The sequence below is a fragment of the Curtobacterium sp. PhB191 genome (genome assembly GCF_004346515.1).
Classification (GTDB): domain Bacteria; phylum Actinomycetota; class Actinomycetes; order Actinomycetales; family Microbacteriaceae; genus Curtobacterium.
On sequence record NZ_SMBV01000006.1, the window covers coordinates 137,990 to 158,301 of the forward strand.

Annotated in this window: 21 protein-coding genes; 17 read left to right on the forward strand and 4 right to left on the reverse strand. The window is 70.7% G+C overall.

Annotated features, from left to right (window positions below):
- Positions 1-255: 255 nt before the first annotated feature.
- Positions 256-1,608 (reverse strand): MFS transporter, encoded by a 1,353-nt coding sequence (locus EDF48_RS11450; protein WP_131880076.1) that lies wholly within the window; start codon positions 1,606-1,608, stop codon positions 256-258.
- A gap of 220 nt (positions 1,609-1,828) precedes the next feature.
- A complete protein-coding gene (locus EDF48_RS11455) occupies positions 1,829-2,812 on the reverse strand; it encodes a hypothetical protein (protein WP_131880078.1) in 984 nt (327 codons plus the stop codon).
- 95 nt (positions 2,813-2,907) lie between these two features.
- On the opposite strand from EDF48_RS11455, the gene EDF48_RS11460 reads away from it, so the two are divergent.
- Positions 2,908-3,123: a hypothetical protein gene (locus EDF48_RS11460; protein WP_131880080.1), complete on the forward strand. Its 216-nt coding sequence runs from the start codon at positions 2,908-2,910 to the stop codon at positions 3,121-3,123.
- Between the two features lie 27 nt (positions 3,124-3,150).
- Here EDF48_RS11460 and yidC read toward each other — a convergent pair whose 3' ends face one another.
- Positions 3,151-3,894: a membrane protein insertase YidC gene (yidC, locus tag EDF48_RS11465; RefSeq protein WP_131880082.1), complete on the reverse strand. Its 744-nt coding sequence runs from the start codon at positions 3,892-3,894 to the stop codon at positions 3,151-3,153.
- Between the two features lie 63 nt (positions 3,895-3,957).
- Positions 3,958-4,263 carry a DUF6412 domain-containing protein gene (locus EDF48_RS11470; RefSeq protein ID WP_131880084.1) on the reverse strand — a complete coding sequence of 102 codons (306 nt, stop codon included), beginning with the start codon at positions 4,261-4,263 and terminating at the stop codon, positions 3,958-3,960.
- A 66-nt stretch (positions 4,264-4,329) separates the two neighbouring features.
- On the opposite strand from EDF48_RS11470, the gene ybaK reads away from it, so the two are divergent.
- The 16 genes from ybaK to EDF48_RS11550 all read left to right on the forward strand — a co-directional run bounded on the left by ybaK (position 4,330) and on the right by EDF48_RS11550 (position 20,243).
- Positions 4,330-4,815 carry a Cys-tRNA(Pro) deacylase gene (gene ybaK / locus EDF48_RS11475; RefSeq protein WP_111084051.1) on the forward strand — a complete coding sequence of 162 codons (486 nt, stop codon included), beginning with the start codon at positions 4,330-4,332 and terminating at the stop codon, positions 4,813-4,815.
- A gap of 96 nt (positions 4,816-4,911) precedes the next feature.
- On the forward strand, positions 4,912-7,521 hold the full coding sequence (locus EDF48_RS11480; protein WP_131880086.1) for an ATP-dependent Clp protease ATP-binding subunit: 2,610 nt from the start codon (positions 4,912-4,914) through the stop codon (positions 7,519-7,521).
- Between the two features lie 622 nt (positions 7,522-8,143).
- Complete coding sequence (locus tag EDF48_RS11485; protein ID WP_131880088.1) at positions 8,144-8,377, forward strand: hypothetical protein; 234 nt, start codon at positions 8,144-8,146, stop codon at positions 8,375-8,377.
- A gap of 220 nt (positions 8,378-8,597) precedes the next feature.
- Positions 8,598-9,140 carry an adenine phosphoribosyltransferase gene (locus EDF48_RS11490; protein ID WP_123292807.1) on the forward strand — a complete coding sequence of 181 codons (543 nt, stop codon included), beginning with the start codon at positions 8,598-8,600 and terminating at the stop codon, positions 9,138-9,140.
- 103 nt (positions 9,141-9,243) lie between these two features.
- Complete coding sequence (thrS, locus tag EDF48_RS11495; RefSeq protein WP_123292876.1) at positions 9,244-11,232, forward strand: threonine--tRNA ligase; 1,989 nt, start codon at positions 9,244-9,246, stop codon at positions 11,230-11,232.
- Positions 11,232-11,801, forward strand: coding sequence for an HIT domain-containing protein (locus tag EDF48_RS11500; RefSeq protein WP_123671781.1), 570 nt, complete (start codon positions 11,232-11,234; stop codon positions 11,799-11,801). Before thrS ends, EDF48_RS11500 begins: the two co-directional genes overlap by 1 nt.
- Positions 11,802-11,814: 13 nt before the next feature.
- Complete coding sequence (pdxS, locus tag EDF48_RS11505) at positions 11,815-12,735, forward strand: pyridoxal 5'-phosphate synthase lyase subunit PdxS (protein WP_123292809.1); 921 nt, start codon at positions 11,815-11,817, stop codon at positions 12,733-12,735.
- Positions 12,725-13,336, forward strand: coding sequence for a pyridoxal 5'-phosphate synthase glutaminase subunit PdxT (pdxT, locus tag EDF48_RS11510; RefSeq protein ID WP_131880090.1), 612 nt, complete (start codon positions 12,725-12,727; stop codon positions 13,334-13,336). Before pdxS ends, pdxT begins: the two co-directional genes overlap by 11 nt.
- Positions 13,337-13,477: 141 nt before the next feature.
- On the forward strand, positions 13,478-14,245 hold the full coding sequence (locus EDF48_RS11515) for a YebC/PmpR family DNA-binding transcriptional regulator (protein WP_111084044.1): 768 nt from the start codon (positions 13,478-13,480) through the stop codon (positions 14,243-14,245).
- 2 nt (positions 14,246-14,247) lie between these two features.
- Positions 14,248-14,892 (forward strand): crossover junction endodeoxyribonuclease RuvC, encoded by a 645-nt coding sequence (gene ruvC / locus EDF48_RS11520; RefSeq protein WP_111084043.1) that lies wholly within the window; start codon positions 14,248-14,250, stop codon positions 14,890-14,892.
- On the forward strand, positions 14,889-15,509 hold the full coding sequence (gene ruvA / locus EDF48_RS11525; RefSeq protein ID WP_111084042.1) for a Holliday junction branch migration protein RuvA: 621 nt from the start codon (positions 14,889-14,891) through the stop codon (positions 15,507-15,509). Before ruvC ends, ruvA begins: the two co-directional genes overlap by 4 nt.
- Entirely contained in the window at positions 15,506-16,549 is a 1,044-nt protein-coding gene (ruvB, locus tag EDF48_RS11530; protein ID WP_111084041.1) for a Holliday junction branch migration DNA helicase RuvB, read from the forward strand. Before ruvA ends, ruvB begins: the two co-directional genes overlap by 4 nt.
- 91 nt (positions 16,550-16,640) lie before the next feature.
- On the forward strand, positions 16,641-17,039 hold the full coding sequence (locus EDF48_RS11535) for a preprotein translocase subunit YajC (protein WP_111084040.1): 399 nt from the start codon (positions 16,641-16,643) through the stop codon (positions 17,037-17,039).
- A gap of 92 nt (positions 17,040-17,131) precedes the next feature.
- Positions 17,132-18,883: a protein translocase subunit SecD gene (gene secD, locus EDF48_RS11540; RefSeq protein ID WP_123292812.1), complete on the forward strand. Its 1,752-nt coding sequence runs from the start codon at positions 17,132-17,134 to the stop codon at positions 18,881-18,883.
- The gene (gene secF, locus EDF48_RS11545; RefSeq protein ID WP_131880092.1) at positions 18,883-19,896 is read left to right on the forward strand and encodes a protein translocase subunit SecF; all 1,014 of its coding nucleotides are present in this window, start codon (positions 18,883-18,885) and stop codon (positions 19,894-19,896) included. Before secD ends, secF begins: the two co-directional genes overlap by 1 nt.
- Entirely contained in the window at positions 19,896-20,243 is a 348-nt protein-coding gene (locus tag EDF48_RS11550) for a rhodanese-like domain-containing protein (RefSeq protein ID WP_131880094.1), read from the forward strand. Before secF ends, EDF48_RS11550 begins: the two co-directional genes overlap by 1 nt.
- Positions 20,244-20,312: the final 69 nt, after the last annotated feature.

The window sequence follows — 20,312 nt, forward strand, 5'->3', positions numbered from 1 at the left end:
TCGTGGAACCTCGACGCCGCGCGCATGGCATGTCGCCGCGGCCCCTCGCCACACGCCGCCACGCGCCGCCGCGACGACGCCACGCCCGGGCCTCGACGCCGAGGTTCCACGGCATGCCGCCGCTGCACCGCCGAGGTTCCACGGATCGCCGCCAGGACCGCCGAGATGCCGAGATTTCGGAACCTCGGCGCAGCGCGAGGCCGACGAGGACGACGACGACGACGCCACCCGACGCCGCGCCGCCCGCGCGCCGCGCTACTGCGTGCGGTGCGAGCCCGTGACCGTCGCGACCGAGCCCGTCAGGGTCTGGATCGCCCGACCGACGACGGGCACCGACGTGGTGACCACCGCGAGCGAGGACGTGATCGCCTCGATCGACGACGTCGACAGGTGCTCCTGCCCGACCGTGTGCACCGGGAAGCCCCGACGCGCCAGCACGACGACCCCGAGCGACCCCAGCAGCACGGCACCACCGGCGAACGGCAGGTACTGCAACCCGACGATCCCGAGCGCCTGCCCACCGATGGCTGCACCGCCCGCGATGCCGATGTTCGACGCACCGTTGATGAGCGCGCCGGCGATGTCGGGGGAGACGCCTCCGGAACGGATCGCGGCAGCCATGAAGAGCGTGCCCGTCGTGCCGTTCGCGGCCATCCACACGCCGGCGACGACCATCGTGCCGACCAGGGAGCCGTGCACGAACGGCATCGCGGCGAACGCGACGGCCATCACGGCGACGGCGGCGATGAGGGTCTGGCGGGGCGCCCGGTCGACGAACATGCCCGCGAGCCAGAGGCCGATCACCCCGGTGCCGCCCAGGACGAGCAGCGCACCGCTCACCATCGAGGCGTCGAGTCCCGCGTCGATCGCGTAGGGCCCGACGTAGGTGTAGACGACGTAGTGCCCGGCGAACAGGAGCAGGTCGGCGATCACGACGGACAGCAGCCCGGTGCGTGCCCAGGCCTTCGGGGACCCGATGTGCGGCGACGAGGCACCACTGACGGCGGGCAGGAACAGCAGCGCCACGGCGGCGAGCACGGCGGCGGCGACACCGATCGAGAACACGGCGGGACGCCAGCCGATGTGCTGCGCGACCCAGGTGGCGACGGGCACGCCGAGCACGAAGCCGAGCGAGCTGCCCGAGTACACGAACGCGATGGCGCGACCGGCCAGGCGCGGCGGCACGATCCGGGTGGCGTACGCCGAGGCGACCGAGAAGAACAGCGCGTGCGCGATGCCGCCGACGACCCGGCCGGCGCAGACGACGGCGAACGACGGTGCGAACGCGATCATGAGGTTCGACACCGTGTAGCCGACGAGCGTCGACACGAGCACGGCCTTGCGGGGGAGCTTGGCGGTGAAGGCGGTGAGCGGGAGCGCCAGGAGTGCCACGGCGCCCGCGTACACGGTGACGACGATGCCCATGGTGGCCTCGGACACACCGAGGTCGGCGCTCATCGTGCCGAGCAGCCCGACGGGCATGAGCTCGGTGGTGATGGCGAAGAACGTCGCCAACCCGAGGACGGCGATGCCGACGATGGACTGGGTGGTGACGGTGATCGGCCGCGTGTTCGTCGACACGGCCGAGGTGGTGGTGTTGGTGGACACGCTGCTGACCTCCTCCGGGGCACGGGCGAGCGCGCGACGGTGCCGTTCGGGGGAACGACGATGACCGGGAGGTCTGCGGGGCGCGCTCGCTGTGGATGTGGGTGATGTGGGTGATGTGGGTACGACTCCACGGCGAGTGCGCTCATCCAGTGTGGCACGATGGACCGCAGCCCGCGAGGGGTCAGCGGAGATTCTCGGAGCGCTCCAACAATCCGCGCCCTCAGTTCTCGTTCGTCACCCGACCCTGCACGCCGCCGCCCCGGAGCGCGATCGTCAACGTCCCGCTCATCGACTGCGCGGACATCGACACCGAGCCGTGCAGTGCCGCCTCGCGGGGGAAGCACGCCGTCGACGACTCGATCCGGTTCGCCGTCGCCACCAGGCAGATCGTCGACCGGTCCGTGCCGACCCCGGCCCACACGGCCCACGGCGTGTCGAACGAGCCGCCGTCCAACGCACGGTTCGTGAACAGGAGCCGCGTGGAGTGCAGGCTCACGGGTGCCTCCACCGGCCCCGGCAGCTGGTCGGCGTACGTCTGCGGCACGTCGAGCAGCTGCTCGAGCGTGACCGTGCCCGCCGTCGGCGTGACGCTCGGTGCCGCTGCGACGTCGCCGCGCACGGGCCCGACGACGGTGCCGGCGGCGAACGCCACCCCGACCGCCGCTGCCGCGCCGAGCGCGATCCAGACGCGTGGCCGCTCCGTCCAGAGCAGCGTGCGCCACCGGGACCGTCGCGTCGGTCCGACCGGGAGGCCCGGCTCACCCCCGCCGTCGTCACCCGTGTCGTCGGGACGGTCGGGTTCTCGGGCTTCGGTCGCCGCCCACGGTCCGGCATCCGTTCGCGGGGTCGGGTCCGTTCGCAGCGATGGATCCGGCTCGGCAGCAACCGTCGCGCGCTGCGGGGCCGGGCGCTCCGGCGAGGGCACGGACGGTGGAGCCGACCGTTCTGGCGACGAGCCGGGCAGTGGAGCCGACCGCTCGGGGGACGCGACCTGCCCGCTGGCCGGGGCCGTGCCTCCCGGCCGCCCGTCGGGCCCCGTGTCGGAGGCGACTCCCGCGACCGCTCGCCGTCCACCCGGCCGCCGCCCGCTCGCCAGGTCCTGCAGCGCGATCCGGGCGCGCGCCGCGTCGGCGGGGCTCGATGCCGCTCCCCAGGCGACGGCCTCGAGCCGTGCCCGTTCCGCTGCCACGTCGTCGTGGGCCATGCGCACTCCCGATCTGCCGGTCGCGTGGACTCCCTTCATCGTGGCACTGCCGGGGCGGCGGCGCGCACCCAGAACGAGGGGAGTAGGCGTGACGCATGAGCACCGAACCCGAACCGCGACACGACGTCGCCCCGGAGACCCTCGAGCCGCTGAGCCACGACACCCAGTCCGGCGAGGCCGACTACGTGGCCACGAGCCCCGGCGGGACCGGCACGGAGCGCCACGTGCCGACCGCCGACGAGGAACAGGGTCGCGGCACCGAGTACGACCCGGTGGACCAGGGGCCGCAGCAGGAGGGCCAGGGCGGCTGACGCCGGGCCCGACGTCACGCGCCCGCGCTACCGGATCACCCGGCGCAGCACGGCCCGCTCGCCCGCCGTCCACGCGGCGCTCGTCACGACGTACAGCGCGGCGGCGAGTGGCGCGAGCGCGGCGAACACGACCGTGATGAACGGCGCGAACCGTCCGATCGCGGTGGTCGCTGCCGCACCGGGCACCTGGGCGCCCCGCTCGGGTGTCGGCAGCGGGTTCCAGCGCAGGTTCGCGCGGCGGCTGAGCTCCACGACGACGGCGAGCACGGCCAGCAGGAGGATGACGACCCAAGCGTGCACCCAGAGCGGCGACGTCAGCGTGACGACGAGCGAGTGCCCGAGCGGGACCCCGACCAAGGTGGCCTCGAGCAGGGCATTGGCCGTTCCGCCGATCGACGCGTGCGTGAACAGGGCGTAGACGAGGGACAGCACCGGAGCCTGCGCGAGGACGGGCAGGCATCCGGCCAGGGGTGAGACCTTCTCGTTCGTGTAGAGCTGCTGGACGGCGCGCTGCAGCTGCTCGGCGTTCTTCCCGTGGCGCTTCCGCAGGGCGGCGAGCTGCGGCGCGAGCCGACGTCGGTCGCGCTCCGCTCGGACCTGCAGGACGGACAGCGGCACGAGCACGGCCCGGACGGCCAGGGTGAGGAGCACGACGGCGATCGCCGCGGCGAACGATCCGGTGGCGGGGGAGAGGGCCGCGGTCAGGGCGGCGACGAGGTCCGCGCCGCCCTGCAGCAGCGGGCCGACGAGGGGCAGGGTGGACAGGTCCATGACGGTTCCGATCGGTGGTGGTTCGCAGGAGGGGTCACGAGGGGCCCGGCCACCGGTCGGTGGTCAGGCCGGGGCGACGACTCCCGGAGCACGCGATCGGACGTGCCCGTCGGCATCGGGGTGGCTCCACGCGATGCGGGTGACGAGATCCGGTACCGCAGCGGGTTCGACGCCCGTCGACCGCAGCCCGAGCACCGTCGCCAGCACCGTGGCCAGGACCTGTGCAACGACGACCGCCACGGCGACGGCCGTCAGGCCGAGCGCGGCCACTGCCAGCAGCGGCAGGGCGCCGGCTGCGGGGTCGCCGACCGCGGGCGCCCCGAGCACCAGCGCGGCGGCGGCGCGGAGGATCAGCAGGGCGACGGTCATGGTCGGTTCAGCGTAACGCCCGCGTGCCGCCACGGACAGGACGGCAGCGCGGGAGAGGATCGCCGCATGACCGCAGGTTCGCCGAGCACCCCAGCGACCGTCGCGCTCGACCGAGCCGGGGTGTCGTACACGCCGCACGTGTACGACCACCACGAGAGCGCCACGAACTTCGGCGAGGAGGCCGCCGCCGCACTCGGCCTCCGCGAGGAGCAGGTCTTCAAGACCCTGGTCGTCTCGGTCGACGGCGCACTGGCGGTGGCGATCGTGCCGGTGGCGAACCGGCTCGACCTCAAGGCCATCGCAGCGGCGGTCGGGGGTAAGAAGGCGACACTGGCCGATCCGGCCCTCGCCGAGAAGCGCACCGGGTACGTCGTCGGTGGCATCAGCCCGGTCGGCCAGAAGTCCCGGATCCGGACCGTGCTCGACGAGTCGGCCCTGGCGTACGACAGCATCTTCGTCTCCGGCGGGCGCCGCGGGTTCGACATCGAGGTGGCTCCGGCCGACCTCGCGCGGGTCACCGAGGCGATCTCGGCAGCGATCGCGCGGACCTGAGTCGAGTCGCCGCAAGTTTCTCCCGTGACCGGGAATGACCCCGGCACTCCTGCGTTGCATTGAGTCGAAGGCACTCAAGTTCCCCAGGAGGTCCCTTTGCCAGAGACGTTCGGCCCGACCGGCGGCAGTGACTCGTTCGACGAGTTCCTCGCCCGCCTCCTCGCGGCGCAGAACACCGGTGACCCGCAGCGCCCCCGTGCGTTCGGCCGACCGGTGGACATCACGCGGCTCCTCAGCCGCCGTACCCACGAGCTGCTCCAGCACACCGCCGAGTACGCGGTGTCGCAGGGGCAGCACGAGCTCGACGCGCTGCACCTGTTGCACCTGCTCGTCCGCACCGAGCCGTTCGACGCCGTCGTCCGTTCCGCCGAGGTCGACCCCGAGCGCCTCGCCGCCGAGATCGAGCAGCGCCTGCCGATGGCCCGCGAGCCGCAGCCCGAGCAGACCGGTCGTCCTGCCCTGACCGGCACGGCGCAGCGCATCCTCGTCGAGGCCACCCAGGCCGCGCGGGGCTTCGGCAGCACCTACACCGACCCCGAGCACGTCTTCTTCGCGCTCGTGACCGACCAGGAGACCGTCACCGGGCAGCTGCTCGCCAGCGCCGGTGTCACCCCGCAGGCCATGCAGGACTACGCCCAGCAGGCCGCGGCAGCAGCACGAGAGGGGCGCCCCATGCCAGGAACCGGTGCAGCGACCGGAACGGCCGACACCGACGGCGACAGCGACACCCCGACCCTCGACCAGTTCGGCACCGACCTCACCGCGCGGGCCCGTGACGGTCGCATCGACCCCGTCATCGGTCGTGCCGACGAGATCGAGCAGGCGGTCGAGATCCTGCTCCGTCGCACCAAGAACAACCCCGTCCTGATCGGCGAGCCCGGCGTCGGGAAGACCGCCATCGTCGAGGGACTCGCCCAGCGCATCGTCGACGGCGACGTCCCGTCGCTGCTGCAGGGCAAGCGGGTCGTCGCCCTCGACCTGCCCGGCATGCTCGCCGGCACCCGGTACCGCGGCGACTTCGAGGAGCGCCTGACGAAGGCCATGGACGAGATCGCGGCGCACGCCGACGAGCTCATCGTCTTCGTCGACGAGCTCCACACCGTCGTCGGCGCCGGTGGGGGCGGTGAGGGCGGCTCGATGGACGCCGGCAACATCCTCAAGCCCCGGCTCGCCCGCGGCGACCTGCACCTGGTCGGCGCGACCACCCTGAACGAGTACCGCCGGATCGAGAAGGACGCCGCACTCGAGCGTCGCTTCCAGCCGGTCACGGTCGGGGAGCCGAGCGTCGAGGACGCCGTCGCGATCCTGACCGGCCTCGCACCCCGGTACGAGGAGCACCACGGCGTCGTCTACACGCCGGAGTCGCTGCGCGCCGCCGTCGAGCTCTCGCACCGGTACGTCACCGACCGGCACCTGCCGGACAAGGCCATCGACCTCATCGACCAGGCCGGCGCACGGCGCCGGCTCGCCCGCTCGGGTGCCGTCGACGTCGAGGCCCTGCGCGACCAGGTCGCCGAGCTGCTCGCCGAGAAGGACCGCGCGGTCGCCGAGGAACTGTACGAAGAGGCGTCGCGCCTGCGCGACGAGACGGTCGGACTGGAGGCCCGGATCGCCGCCGCCACGTCGGCGGACGTTCCCCGCGCCTCCCGTCCGGAATCCGCGGGCACCTCGATCACGGAACGCGACATCGCCGGTGTGGTGTCGCGTGCCACCGGCATCCCGGCGACGCGCCTGACCCAGGGCGACCGCTCGCGGCTCGCCGTGCTCGAGCAGGAACTGCACGAGCGCGTCGTCGGCCAGGACGACGCCGTCGCGGCGATCGCGAAGGCCGTCCGACGCAGCCGGACCGGCATGGGCGACCAGCGTCGACCCGTCGGGAGCTTCCTGTTCCTCGGCCCGAGCGGCGTCGGCAAGACCGAACTGGCGAAGGCCCTGGCGTCGTCGCTGTTCGGTGACGAGTCCGCCATGCTCCGCTTCGACATGAGCGAGTTCGGCGAGCGGCACACCGTCTCGCGGCTGGTCGGGGCGCCTCCCGGGTACGTCGGCTACGACGAGGCCGGGCAGCTCACCGAACGCGTGCGCCGGAACCCGTACTCGGTGATCCTGCTCGACGAGGTCGAGAAGGCGCACCCCGACGTGTTCAACCTGCTGCTGCAGGTGCTGGACGACGGTCGACTGACCGACGGCCAGGGGCGCACGGTGGACTTCCGGAACACGGTCGTGATCATGACGTCGAACATCGGCTCGGAGTTCCTGGCCTCGCGGTCGGGCGCCCTCGGCTTCGCGCCCGTGGGTTCCACTGACGGGTACGGCGAGGACGACCTCCGCGCCCGGGTGATGGGCAAGCTCCGCGAGGCCATGCGGCCGGAGTTCATCAACCGCATCGACGAGATCGTGCTCTTCCGCAAGCTCGACCGGTCGCAGATCACGTCGATCGTGTCACTGCTGCTGCAGGACACGGCGCTCCGGCTCGTCGCGCAGGACATGGTGCTCTCCGTGTCCGACGCCGCGGTCGACTGGCTCGCCGAGCACGGGTACGAGCCCGAGTACGGCGCCCGTCCGCTCCGCCGGCTCATCCAGCGCGAGGTCGACGACCGCATCGCGACGCTCGTGGTCGACGGTGGCGTGACCGCCGGGGACACCGTGCGGATCGACGTCGTCGACGGCGTGCTGACGGCAGCGGTGGTGGAACCCGCGACGCTGTAGCAGCCGTTCGCCCACGAAGGCCCGGTACCGATTCGGTACCGGGCCTTCGTGGCGTCCGGGTGCGCTGCGGGGTGTTCGGGAATGCAATTCCGGAGAAATCGGAGAAAGGGGTTGCGCTGCGAATTGCGGGGCCGATAGTGTTCACTCGTCGCGAACCGCTGCAGTGCAGCCGGGGGACGACTCCGACAGCTCGAGACCGAAAGGGGGCCGACCATGATGATCACCGCAACCACTCCGTTCCGTGGAATCCGTGGACGCGTCGGCACCCCGTTCCGCGTCCGCTGACCCGGAGCGTTCCGCCTTCTGCCGACATCTGTGTCCTTCGATCCTCGTCTCGTGACGAGTCCGTCGCCTGACACTTCGCGCTGAGCCGTTCTGGCTCGCGTCGAACCGGCTCCGTCGATCGCCGATCGGTCCCGATCCGTGTGCTCCGTGCACGCGATCGGACTGCGTCGATCGTGGCCGGAGAATGTCGGCGGTCGGTGCGACGCTCTCGGTACCGGAAGTCATTCAGTACCGCGTCGTCGGACATTCCTCCGGTGACCGCGGAATGCATTCTCACGCATTCATTTTGTCCTGCCCGTGTGCCGGGCAGCTCCGTCATGCCCTGAAAGGGATCACCGTGTCATCGAAGACCGCCACCCGTCCTCCCGATACCCGCGCAGCGCGCCACCGGGTCTCCCTCACCGACCGCATCGCGCTGCGCATCGGCATGTCGCTCATCATCTGGAGCCGCCGGACCCGCCGGGACCGTCCGGTGATCGACCACGCAACACGGCTGCAGCTCGACCGCGAGCGGCAGCAGCGCGAGAACGACCTGCTCCTGCAGGCCGCACTCATGCGCGCCTGGCGCTGAGCCGGATCGGACACCCCACCGTCGCACCGTGCGACCGTCGCCGTCCCGTGCCCGCTTGGTGGCTCGGTGCGAGGGGACAACCCCGCACCGAGCCACCGTCGGCGCACCGGCCGACGTAACCCCCACCGTGCGCCGCACCGACGACCGGGCACGGCGCGACCGAGCTCGCACCGTGCGCCGATGTGTCGGACGCACCCCGGGCCTCCCGTACCGTTGGCGGGTGACCGAAACCGCAGCTGCACTCGTCGAACGCCTGACCGCCGTCGTCCCGGACTTCCCGAAGCCGGGGGTGCTGTTCCGCGACGTGACGCCGGTGTTCTCGGACGCCGTCGCGTTCGGCCGCGTGTGCGAGGCACTCGCCGCGCCGTTCGCCGTCGGTGCCGGGTTCGACGCCGTCGCTGGCATCGAGGCGCGGGGCTTCGCCCTCGCCGGCGGGATCGCCGCGCAGCACCAGGTGGGCGTGCTCACCGTGCGCAAGGCCGGCAAGCTGCCGGGCGAGGTCCTCAGCGAGCAGTACGCACTCGAGTACGGCGAGGCCGAGCTCGAGCTGCGTCCGGGCCAGCTCCCCGCGGGCACCAGGGTCCTCGTCGTCGACGACGTCCTCGCCACCGGTGGGACCGGCGCCGCCACCATCACGCTGCTCGAACGCGCGGGCTACCAGGCGGTCGGGTTCGCCGCGCTGCTCGAGCTGGACGGGCTGAACGGACGCGAGCGACTCGAGCCGCGCCTGCCCGTCACGACGCTCGGCGCCGTGCCCGCCTGAGCCCAACGCGCGCACTAGTCTTGACGCACCATTTCGATCGAGGAGTCCCATCATCGTGACCGAGTCAGTCGCCGCAGCGCCGGAGAGCGCCGAGCCCGCAGCCGTGCCCCAGGCACCCGAGCCCCGCACCGCGACGACGACCACGACGGGCACCGAGCTCTTCGACGGTGAGCGCGGCGTCGTCGCGATCCGCGTCGACGGTGTCCTGAAGGACCTCGCTGCCGACGTCGCCGCCGGCGAGACCGCCGAGGCCGTCACCCTGCAGGAGCAGGACGGGCTCGACATCCTCCGCCACTCGGCCGCGCACGTGCTCGCGCAGGCCGTCCAGCAGATCAACCCCGAGGCCAAGCTCGGCATCGGGCCGCCCGTCACCGACGGCTTCTACTACGACTTCGACGTCGCCGAGCCCTTCACCCCCGAGGACCTCAAGGCCATCGAGAAGGGCATGGACCGCATCGTCAAGCAGGCCCAGCGTTTCCGCCGCGTGGTCGTCACCGACGAGCAGGCGCGCGAGCTGATGGCGGGGGAGCCGTACAAGCAGGAGCTCATCGGGCTCAAGGGTGCGGCGACCGACGGCGACTCCGGCGAGAGCGTCGAGGTCGGCGCCGGCGAGCTCACCGTGTACGAGAACGTCGACCCGAAGTCGGGCGAGGTCGTCTGGCAGGACCTCTGCCGGGGCCCGCACGTGCCGCACACCCGCTGGATCGGCAACGCCGCGAAGCTCATGCGCGTCGCCGCTGCCTACTGGCGCGGCTCCGAGAAGAACCCGCAGCTGCAGCGCATCTACGGCACCGCGTGGCCCGACAAGGACCAGCTCAAGGCCTACCTGGTGCGCCTCGAAGAGGCCGCCAAGCGCGACCACCGCAAGCTCGGTGCCGAACTCGACCTGTTCTCGTTCCCCGACGAGATCGGTTCCGGCCTGGCGATCTTCCACCCGAAGGGCGGCATCATCCGCCGCGAGATGGAGGACTACTCGCGCCGTCGGCACGAGGAGAACGGTTACTCGTTCGTCTACACGCCGCACATCACCAAGGGCGACCTGTTCGAGACCTCCGGGCACCTCGGCTGGTACAAGGACGGCATGTTCCCGGCCATGCACATGGACGAGGCGAAGGACGAGGACGGCAACGTCACGCGTCAGGGTGCCGACTACTACCTCAAGCCGATGAACTGCCCGATGCACATCCTGGCGTACCGCTCGCAGCCGCGTTCCTACCGCGACCTGCCGCTCCGGATGTTCGAGTTCGGCACGGTCTACCGCAACGAGAAGTCGGGCGTCATCCACGGCCTCACCCGGGTCCGCGGCATGACCCAGGACGACGCGCACATCTTCACCACGCAGGAGAAGATGAAGGAGGAGCTGACCACCACCCTCGAGTTCGTGCTCTCGCTGCTGCGCGACTACGGCCTCGACGACTTCTACCTCGAGCTCTCGACGAAGGACCCGGAGAAGTACGTCGGTGACGACGAGGTGTGGGACGTCGCGACGAACACCCTGCGCGAGGTCGCCGAGGAGTCCGGTCTCGAGCTCGTGCCCGACCCCGCCGGAGCCGCCTTCTACGGCCCGAAGATCTCGGTGCAGGCCCGCGACGCCATCGGCCGCACGTGGCAGATGTCGACCGTGCAGCTCGACTTCAACCTGCCCGAGCGCTTCGGCATCGACTACACCGCGGCCGACGGCTCCCGCCAGCGCCCGGTGATGATCCACCGCGCGCTGTTCGGCTCGATCGAGCGGTTCTTCGGCGTGCTGACCGAGCACTACGCCGGCGCGTTCCCGGCCTGGCTGTCGCCGGTGCAGGTCGTCGGCATCCCCGTCGCGGCTGAGTACGGCGACTACCTCGACGAGGTCATCGCGAAGCTCCGGTCGCACGGCGTCCGCGCCGAGGTCGACCACTCGGACGACCGCATGCAGAAGAAGATCCGCACGCACACCAAGGCGAAGGTGCCGTTCCAGCTCATCGCGGGCGGCGACGACCGCGACGCCGGTGCGGTCTCGTTCCGCTTCCGTGACGGTCGCCAGGACAACGCCGTACCCGTGGACGAAGCGGTCGACCGCATCCTGACGGCGATCCGCGAGCGCGCGCAGGTCTGATGACGGACGAGCAGGACCCGCTGGTCATCCGGGACGCCGCCACCGGTGCGGCCGTCCCGGATGCCTTCCAGCGCCTGTGGAACCCGCACCGGATGGCGTACATCGACGCCGGGCGCGAGGGCACGGGCCGCGGGCACGCAGACGACTGCCCGTTCTGCGAGGCACCGCGGAAGTCCGACGAGGACGCCCTCATCGTCGCCCGGGGCGAGCACGCCTACGTGCTGCTCAACCTGTTCCCGTACAACAACGGACACCTGCTGGTCTGCCCGTACCGCCACGTGCCGCTGTACGACGAGGCCACTCCGGACGAGCTCCGCGAGATGGGCGAGCTGACCCAGACCGCGATGCGGGTCCTGCGCGCCGTGTCGCACTGCGACGGCTTCAACATCGGCATGAACCAGGGCGAGGTTGCGGGAGCCGGCATCGCCGCACACCTGCACCAGCACATCGTGCCGCGGTGGCAGTCCGACGCGAACTTCTTCCCGATCATCGCGCGGACGAAGTCGATGTCCCAGATGCTCGGGGACACCCGCCGACTGGTCGCCGAGGGCTGGCCGGCAGCGGACTAGACTGATCGGCATCATGAGCGACAGCACCAGCACCTCCGGCACCCCTGGCACCTCGATCACCGGCTCCGACCGCGTCAAGCGCGGCCTCGCCGAGATGCTCAAGGGCGGCGTCATCATGGACGTCGTCGACGCCGAGCAGGCCCGCATCGCGGAAGAAGCCGGCGCCACCGCGGTCATGGCCCTCGAGCGTGTCCCCGCCGACATCCGCGCACAGGGCGGCGTCGCCCGCATGTCCGACCCGTCGATGATCGAGGAGATCATCGCCGCCGTGTCGATCCCCGTCATGGCGAAGGCCCGCATCGGCCACTTCGTCGAGGCGCAGATCCTGCAGGAGCTCGGCGTCGACTACATCGACGAGTCCGAGGTGCTCTCGCCCGCCGACTACGTCAACCACATCGACAAGTGGAACTTCACCACGCCCTTCGTCTGCGGTGCCACCGAGCTGGGCGAGGCGCTCCGTCGCATCACCGAGGGCGCTGCGATGATCCGTTCCAAGGGCGAGGCCGGCACGGGTGACGTGTCCGAGGCCACGAAGCACATCCGCACGATCAACAAGGAGATCGCGGCGCTGCGCCACCTCAAGGAAGACGAGCTCTACGTCGCCGCCAAGGAACTGCAGGCGCCGTTCGAGATCGTGCGCGAGGTCGCCCGCACCGGCAAGCTCCCCGTCGTGCTCTTCACCGCCGGTGGCGTCGCCACCCCGGCCGACGCCGCGATGATGATGCAGCTCGGCGCGGACGGCGTGTTCGTCGGCTCCGGCATCTTCAAGTCCGGCGACCCGGCGAAGCGTGCCGCGGCGATCGTCAAGGCCGTCACCTTCCACGACGACCCCAAGGTCATCGCCGAGGTCTCGCGTGGTCTGGGCGAGGCGATGGTCGGCATCAACGTCGCCGACGTCCCCGCGCCGCACCGCCTCGCCGAGCGTGGCTGGTAGCACGACGAGCAGTGCCCGGCCCCGCATCGGGGTCCTGGCGCTGCAGGGTGACTTCCGCGAGCACATCGCCTCGTTGACGGAGCTCGGCGCCGACGTGGTGCCCCTCCGTCGACCCGAGGAGATCGCGGCGCTCGACGGCGTCGTGATCCCCGGCGGCGAGTCGAGCGTGATGGACAAGCTGTCCCGGTCGTTCGGCGTCGCCGAGCCCCTCGCTGCTGCCATCCGCGACGGCCTGCCGACGTACGGCACGTGCGCCGGCATGATCATGCTGTCGTCGCGGATCACCGACGGCATCAGCGGCCAGCAGACCCTCGACGTGCTCGACACCACGGTGCGACGGAACGCGTTCGGCAGCCAGAACGACTCGTTCGAGGTGGACGTCCCGATGCCCGAGCTCGGCGACGCCCCGGTGCACGCGGTCTTCATCCGTGCCCCGGTGGTGGAGCAGCACGGCCCCGGCGTCCAGGTCCTCGGCGCGCTGGCGGACGGGCAGGTCGTCGCGGTGCAGCAGGGCAACGTCCTCGCCAGTGCGTTCCACCCCGAGGTCGCCGGCGAGGACCGCTTCCACCGCCGCTTCCTCGCCATGGTGCGCAGCGCCTGACGCGGCCCCCGGGCTCTGGGCACGACCGCCCGCGGGCCCTGGGCCCGGCCGCCTGCGTGCCCGCACCGGCGGGGCGGGGCGGCGCCGGGCCTCCCGGCTGGGTAAACTGACCCCGACTTTCCGCAAGACGCAAGGAGAACCGTGTCCGGGCATTCCAAGTGGGCGACGACCAAGCACAAGAAGGCCGTCATCGACGGCCGCCGTGCCAAGTCGTTCGCCAAGCTCATCAAGAACATCGAGGTCGCCGCGAAGATGGGCGGCGCCGATCTGTCGGGCAACCCGACGCTGGTCGACGCGATCCAGAAGGCCAAGAAGACCTCGGTCCCGAACGACAACATCGACCGCGCCGTCAAGCGCGGTGCCGGCCTGACCGGTGAGTCGATCGAGTACACGACGATCATGTACGAGGGCTACGCCCCGAACGGCGTCGCGATGCTGATCGAGTGCCTCACCGACAACAAGAACCGCGCAGCGGCCGAGGTCCGGACGGCGATGTCCCGCAACGGTGGCACCATGGCCGACCCGGGCAGCGTCGCCTACAACTTCTCGCGCAAGGGCGTCATCTCGGTCACGAAGACCGACGGCCTCGACGAGGACACCGTCATGACCGCCGTGCTCGACGCCGGTGTCGAGGACGTCATCGACCAGGGCGGCGGCTTCGAGATCATCACCGAGGCGAGCGACCTCGTCGCGGCCCGCACCGCGCTGCAGGACGCCGGTATCGACTACGACTCGGCCGACGCCGAGTTCGTCCCCGGCCTCAAGGTGCCGGTCGACGCCGAGACCGCCCGCAAGGTCTTCCGCCTGATCGACGCGCTCGAGGACAGCGACGACGTGCAGAACGTCTACGCCAACTTCGACGTGCCGGCGGACGTCCAGGCCGAGCTCGACGAGGACGAGGGCGAGTAGCCGTGCTCCGTGTGCTCGGGGTGGACCCCGGGCTCACCCGGTGCGGCGTCGGCGTCGTCGAGGTCGCACCGAACCGGCGCGCACGGCTCGTCCACGTGACGGTCGTGCGCACCCCGGCGGACATGCCGCTCGAACAGCGGCTGCTCCGCATCGCCGACGGCATCGCCGCCGAGATCGACGAGCACCACCCGGACGCGGTCGCCGTCGAGCGTGTGTTCGCGCAGGCGAACGTCCGCACCGTGATGGGCACCGCCCAGGCGGCCGGGCTCGCGCTGCACGCCGCGGCGGCCCGCGGGCTGCCCGTCGGCCTGCACACGCCGTCCGAGGTCAAGGCGGCCGTCACCGGCTACGGCAACGCCGACAAGCGCCAGGTGCAGACCATGATCGCGCGCGTGCTCGGTCTGGCCGAGGCCCCGAAGCCGGCCGACGCCGCCGATGCGCTCGCGCTGGCCGTGTGCCATGCCTGGAGGCTCGGATCACCGGACGTCGCCGGTGAACGTGCCACGAACCTCACCCCGGCACAACGCGCGTGGCGCGACGCACAGGGCGGCACCGTCGACTCCCCGCTCGCCCGTGCGGCCGCTGCCGCGGCCCGACCGCGTGGCTCGTCGGCCGCGTCGGTGGGCGGCCGTAGGCTCGGGGCATGATCGCGAGTCTCCGGGGTACCTGCATCGACATCGCCGGTTCCGGCGTGGTGATCGAGGCCGGGGGAGTCGGGTACGCCGTCACCGTGACCCCGGCCCACGCGCTGACGATGCGCCACGGGTCCGAGGTGTTCGTGCGCACCGCGATGATCGTGCGCGAAGACGAGCACCTGCTCTTCGGCTTCGAGTCGACCGACGCCCTCCAGGTGTTCGACCTGCTGCGCAGCGTCACGGGTGTCGGGCCCAAGTCCGCGATGGGCGTCCTGGCCCACATGGACCCGTCGCAGGTCGCGAACGCCGTCGCGAAGGACGACGACGGCGCCTTCCGCAAGGTCTCCGGCATCGGCCCGAAGACCGCGAAGCTCATCATCCTCGCGCTCACCGGCAAGCTCGCCGCGTTCGAGCAGGCCGCCGTCGTCACCGCCGGCCGCGGCACTGCTGCCCACCCGGCCGCGACCGACGTCGTCTCCGCACTGATCGGCCTCGGCTGGCGCGAGGACGCAGCACAGACCGCCGTCGACGAGACCGTCGCGAACGAGCCAGGGGCCGCGGCCATGGGCACGCAGGCGCTGCTCCGCGCCGCGCTCGGTGCGCTCCGGCCCGCCGGTGCCGGTCGATGAGCGGCATCACGTCCGCCGGAGCCGAGTCGCAGGAAGAACTCGCGTTCGAAGGTGCACTCCGGCCGCGGTCGCTCGACGAGTTCGTCGGCCAGCGGAAGGTGCGTGGGCAGCTCGACCTGCTGCTCAAAGCCGCGGGCATGCAGGACCGCACCCCGGACCACATCCTGATGGCGGGTCCTCCCGGCCTCGGCAAGACCACGCTGGCGATGATCGTCGCGCACGAGACCGGGCGTCCGTTGCGGATGTCGAGCGGTCCGGCGATCCAGCACGCGGGCGACCTGGCTGCCGTCCTGTCGTCGCTCGTGCCGGGCGAGGTCCTGTTCATCGACGAGATCCACCGGATGGCGCGCTCGGCGGAAGAGATGCTCTACCTGGCGATGGAGGACTTCCGGATCGACGTCATGGTGGGCAAGGGCGCCGGCGCGACGAGCATCCCGCTCGACCTCGCGCCGTTCACCCTGGTCGGTGCCACCACCCGCGCCGGCCTGCTGCCGAACCCGCTCCGCGACCGCTTCGGCTTCACGGCGCACCTCGAGTTCTACGAGAAGGACGAACTCGAACAGGTCCTGATCCGCGCCGCGCACCTGCTCGAGCTCGACATCGACCGATCGGCGCTGCGGGAGATCGCCGGGCGTTCCCGGGGCACCCCGCGCATCGCGAACCGGCTGCTCCGCCGGGTCCGCGACTACGCCCTCGTGCACCGCACCACCGACGGAATGGCGGCCGTCCAGGGTGCACTCGATCTGTACGACGTCGACGAGCTCGGGCTCGACCGCCTCGACCGCGCCGTGGTCGAGATCATGCTGACCCGCTTCGACGGCGGACCGGTGGGGCTGAACACCCTCGCGGTCTCGGTCGGAGAAGAGTCCGAGACCATCGAGTCGGTCGTCGAGCCCTTCCTCGTCCGGGTCGGTCTGGTCACGCGAACCCCGCGCGGCCGCATCGCGACCCCGGTCGCGTGGCGGCACCTCGGCCTCACCCCAGGGCAGGGCGTCGGGCCGCTCCCGGGCCTGTTCGACGACACCGACACCACCGACTAGCGGCCGATCGGTCGGGTGACATGCCACGCACAGTGGCGTGCCCTAGACTGCTACGGCCCGAAACCGAGCAACCAGAGAAGGCAACTGCATCATGGGTCAAGAAGTCATCCTCATCGTCATCGTCGTGGCGTTCGCGGCCTTCATGTTCTACAACAGCCGCAAGCGCAAGAAGCAGCAGGGCGAGCTCGCCACCAAGATGGTGCCGGGTGCTCGCGTGATGCTGTCCTTCGGCCTGTACGGCACGCTCCTCTCCGTCGACGACGAGAAGGTCACCGCCGACGTCGAGATCGCCCCCGGCACCGTCGTCACCGTGCACCGCCAGACCCTGTCGCGCGTCGTCGACGACAGCGCCTCCGACATCGAGACCACCGCGACGCCGGAGGACGAGGCCAAGCCCGTCGCCGAACTCAACGGGGAGCCGGTCTACGGCGAGCGGGTCGACAACGACCGCCTCGACGAGACCGACTCGAAGCGCAAGTCCGACGACTGACGCCCTCGGCCGCCGGGTCGTCTGACCCGGCGGCTTCCCTCTGCCGTCGTGCCTGAGCGCCGACGGTCCTGAACAGAAAGACGAGACGACCGGTGGCACGATCGACACCCGTCAAGAAGGCGCTGCGCTCGCTCACCTGGTTGGTGATCCTGATGGCGATCCTCGCCGGCCTGAACACCGCCGCGACGATCCTCGCCGGCAGCTCGAAGGACGACACGGACAAGTGGTACCAGGGCGCGAGCTGGGTACCGGAGCTCGCACTCGACCTGCAGGGCGGCACGCAGCTGACCCTCGCGGCGCAGAACACCGAGGGCGACTCGGTCACCTCGCAGCAGCTGCAGCAGGCGGTGGAGATCATCCGCCAGCGCATCAACGCCACCGGTGTCTCCGAGACCGAGATCAACACGCAGGGTGCGAACAACATCGTCGTGTCGATCCCCGGTCGGCCCGACAAGGCCACGATCGACCGCATCGAGGCAGCGGCGAAGCTGACGTTCCGCCCCGTGCTCTTCACCGAGGCCGCGACGAACTCCGCCGTCGGTGACGACGGGAAGTCCACCGCCTCGCCGACGCCGTACTCGCCGCCCGCATCGCTCGCAGCGACGCCGAGCGCGAAGCCGACGAACGCCAGCGACGTCAACTGGATCACCCCGGCGCTGCAGGACCTGTACACCAACTACAACTGCGCGGCTCCGGACGACGTCACCTCGGCGCCGGACGACGAGCCCCTCGTCACGTGTGACGCCGACGGTGCGTCGAAGTACATCCTCGGCCCGGTCGAGGTCTCCGGTGCGAACATCAGCAACGCCACCTCCGGTCTGGCCACCGACTCGCAGGGCACGTCGACGGGCCAGTGGGCCGTCAACCTGACCTTCGACGGCCAGGGCACGAAGGACTTCCGCACCGTCACGAACCGCCTCGTCTCGCTGCAGGCACCGCAGAACCAGTTCGCGATCGTGCTGGACGGCTCGGTCATCACGGCCCCGTCCACGAACTCCGCCATCACCAACGGCAAGGCGCAGATCACCGGCTCGTTCACGGCCGAGTCGTCGAAGACGCTCGCCGACCAGCTCAAGTACGGTGCGCTGCCGATCAACTTCCAGGTGCAGTCGAACGAGAACATCTCGGCGACGCTCGGAACGGCGCAGCTCATCGGTGGTCTCGTCGCGGGCCTGATCGGCCTCGGCCTGGTGATCATCTACTCCGTCATCCAGTACCGGGCGCTCGCGTTCGTCACGGTGCTCTCGCTCGGGGTGGCAGCCGTCCTGACCTACCTGGTCATCGCGATCATGTCGTGGCGCGTCGACTACCGCCTGTCCTTGGCGGGTGTGGCGGGTCTGATCGTCGCGATCGGCATCACGGCGGACTCGTTCATCGTCTACTTCGAACGCATCCGTGACGAACTCCGCGACGGTCGTGCGCTCGAGAGTGCGGTCGAGTCCGGCTGGAAGCGCGCACTCCGCACGATCCTGGCGTCCGACGCGGTGAACTTCCTCGCTGCCGTCACCCTGTACGTGCTCGCGGTCGCCGATGTGAAGGGCTTCGCGTTCACGCTGCTCCTCACGACGCTGATCGACATCGTGGTGGTCGCGCTCTTCACCCACCCGATGATGCAGCTCATCTCCCGCACCCGGTTCTTCGGCGAGGGGCACAAGTTCAGTGGGCTCGACCCAGCGGCGCTCGGTGCGGTCTACAAGGGGCGTGCGCAGTTCCGCGCCCCCGTGGTGGACGGCAAGCGCCAGCGCAGTGCCGGTGAGGCGCAGCGCCGACAGACGATCGCGGAACGGAAGGCCCAGCAGGCCTCCGGCGACAACGGCTCGACGCCGGACGGGAAGGACGACTGATGGCCAGCTTCAGCCAGTTCGGTAGCGACCTCTACACGGGGAAGCGGTCGTACGACATCATCGGACGACGCAAGACCTGGTACCTCATCGCGCTCATCATGATCGTGATCTCGCTCGCCACCCCGTGGCTGCGCGGCGGGTACCAGCTCGGCATCGAGTTCACCGGTGGTTCCGAGTTCACCCTGTCGGACGTCGAGAACACCGACCAGAGCATCGCGACGGACACCGTCGAGCGTGTCGTCTCGGACGAGATCCCGCGCGTCTCCCAGCTCGGAACGCACGGCATCCGCGTGCAGACCGGCCAGCTCACCGACCGTCAGACGACCGAGGTGCAGGACGCCCTGGCCGAGGCGTACGACGTGCCGGAGAGCCAGGTCGCGGCGACGTTCATCGGTGCCACGTGGGGTGCCGACGTGCTCGCCCAGGCGATCCGCGGTCTGGTGATCTTCCTCGCCCTGGCCGCCGTCTTCATGACGCTGTACTTCCGGACCTGGAAGATGTCGCTCTCCGCGATGGCCGCGCTGGTCCACGACCTGTTGATCACGGCCGGTGTCTACGGCATCGTCGGGCTCGAGGTCACGCCCGCGGCGGTGATCGGGTTCCTGACGATCCTCGGGTACTCGCTCTACGACACCGTGGTGGTCTTCGACAAGGTGCGTGAGAACACCGCGCAGGAGTCGATCCGCACGTTCAAGCAGTCGGTGAACCTCGCGGTGAACCAGACGCTCGTCCGCTCGATCAACACCTCGGTCGTGGCGCTGCTGCCGGTCGCGGCGATCCTGTTCATCGGGTCGTACGTGCTCGGTGCCGGCACGCTCCGCGACATCTCGCTGGCACTGTTCATCGGCATCATCGTCGGTACCTACTCGACGATCTTCATCGCGTCGCCGATGTACGCCCAGCTGCGCGAGAACGAGCCGAAGATCAAGCAGGCCGACGCCAAGAAGATCCAGGCGGCAGAGAAGCGCCAGCGCGAGGTCGACGCCGACGCCGACGCGAAGGCGACCGCCTGATGCCGATCGAGATCACCGAGGTCGACGTCGCCGAGGCGCGTCGTCGGCTGGAGTCGGGGTCGCGGCTGTTCGACGTCCGTGAGCAGGGGGAGTGGGACGAGGTCCACGCTCCCGAGGCCACGCTCGTCCCGATGTCCGAGCTGGTGAACCGCTGGCAGGAGATCGACGGCGGCGACGAACCGGCGATCATCGTCTGCCACTCGGGTGTTCGTTCGGCCCGGGTGGTGGCGGCTCTCGAACAGTCCGGTGTCTCCGCGGTCAACCTGACCGGCGGCATGGTCGCCTGGGAGCAGTCCGGAGCACCGGTGGTCCGCGACGCCCAGGGCGAACCGGGTCACGAGCACTGACCGGACACGCGTAGTGTTGGCGGATCGAGCTCGGATCGAGCTCTCGGACCGAGTCCTGGGAGGCGCATC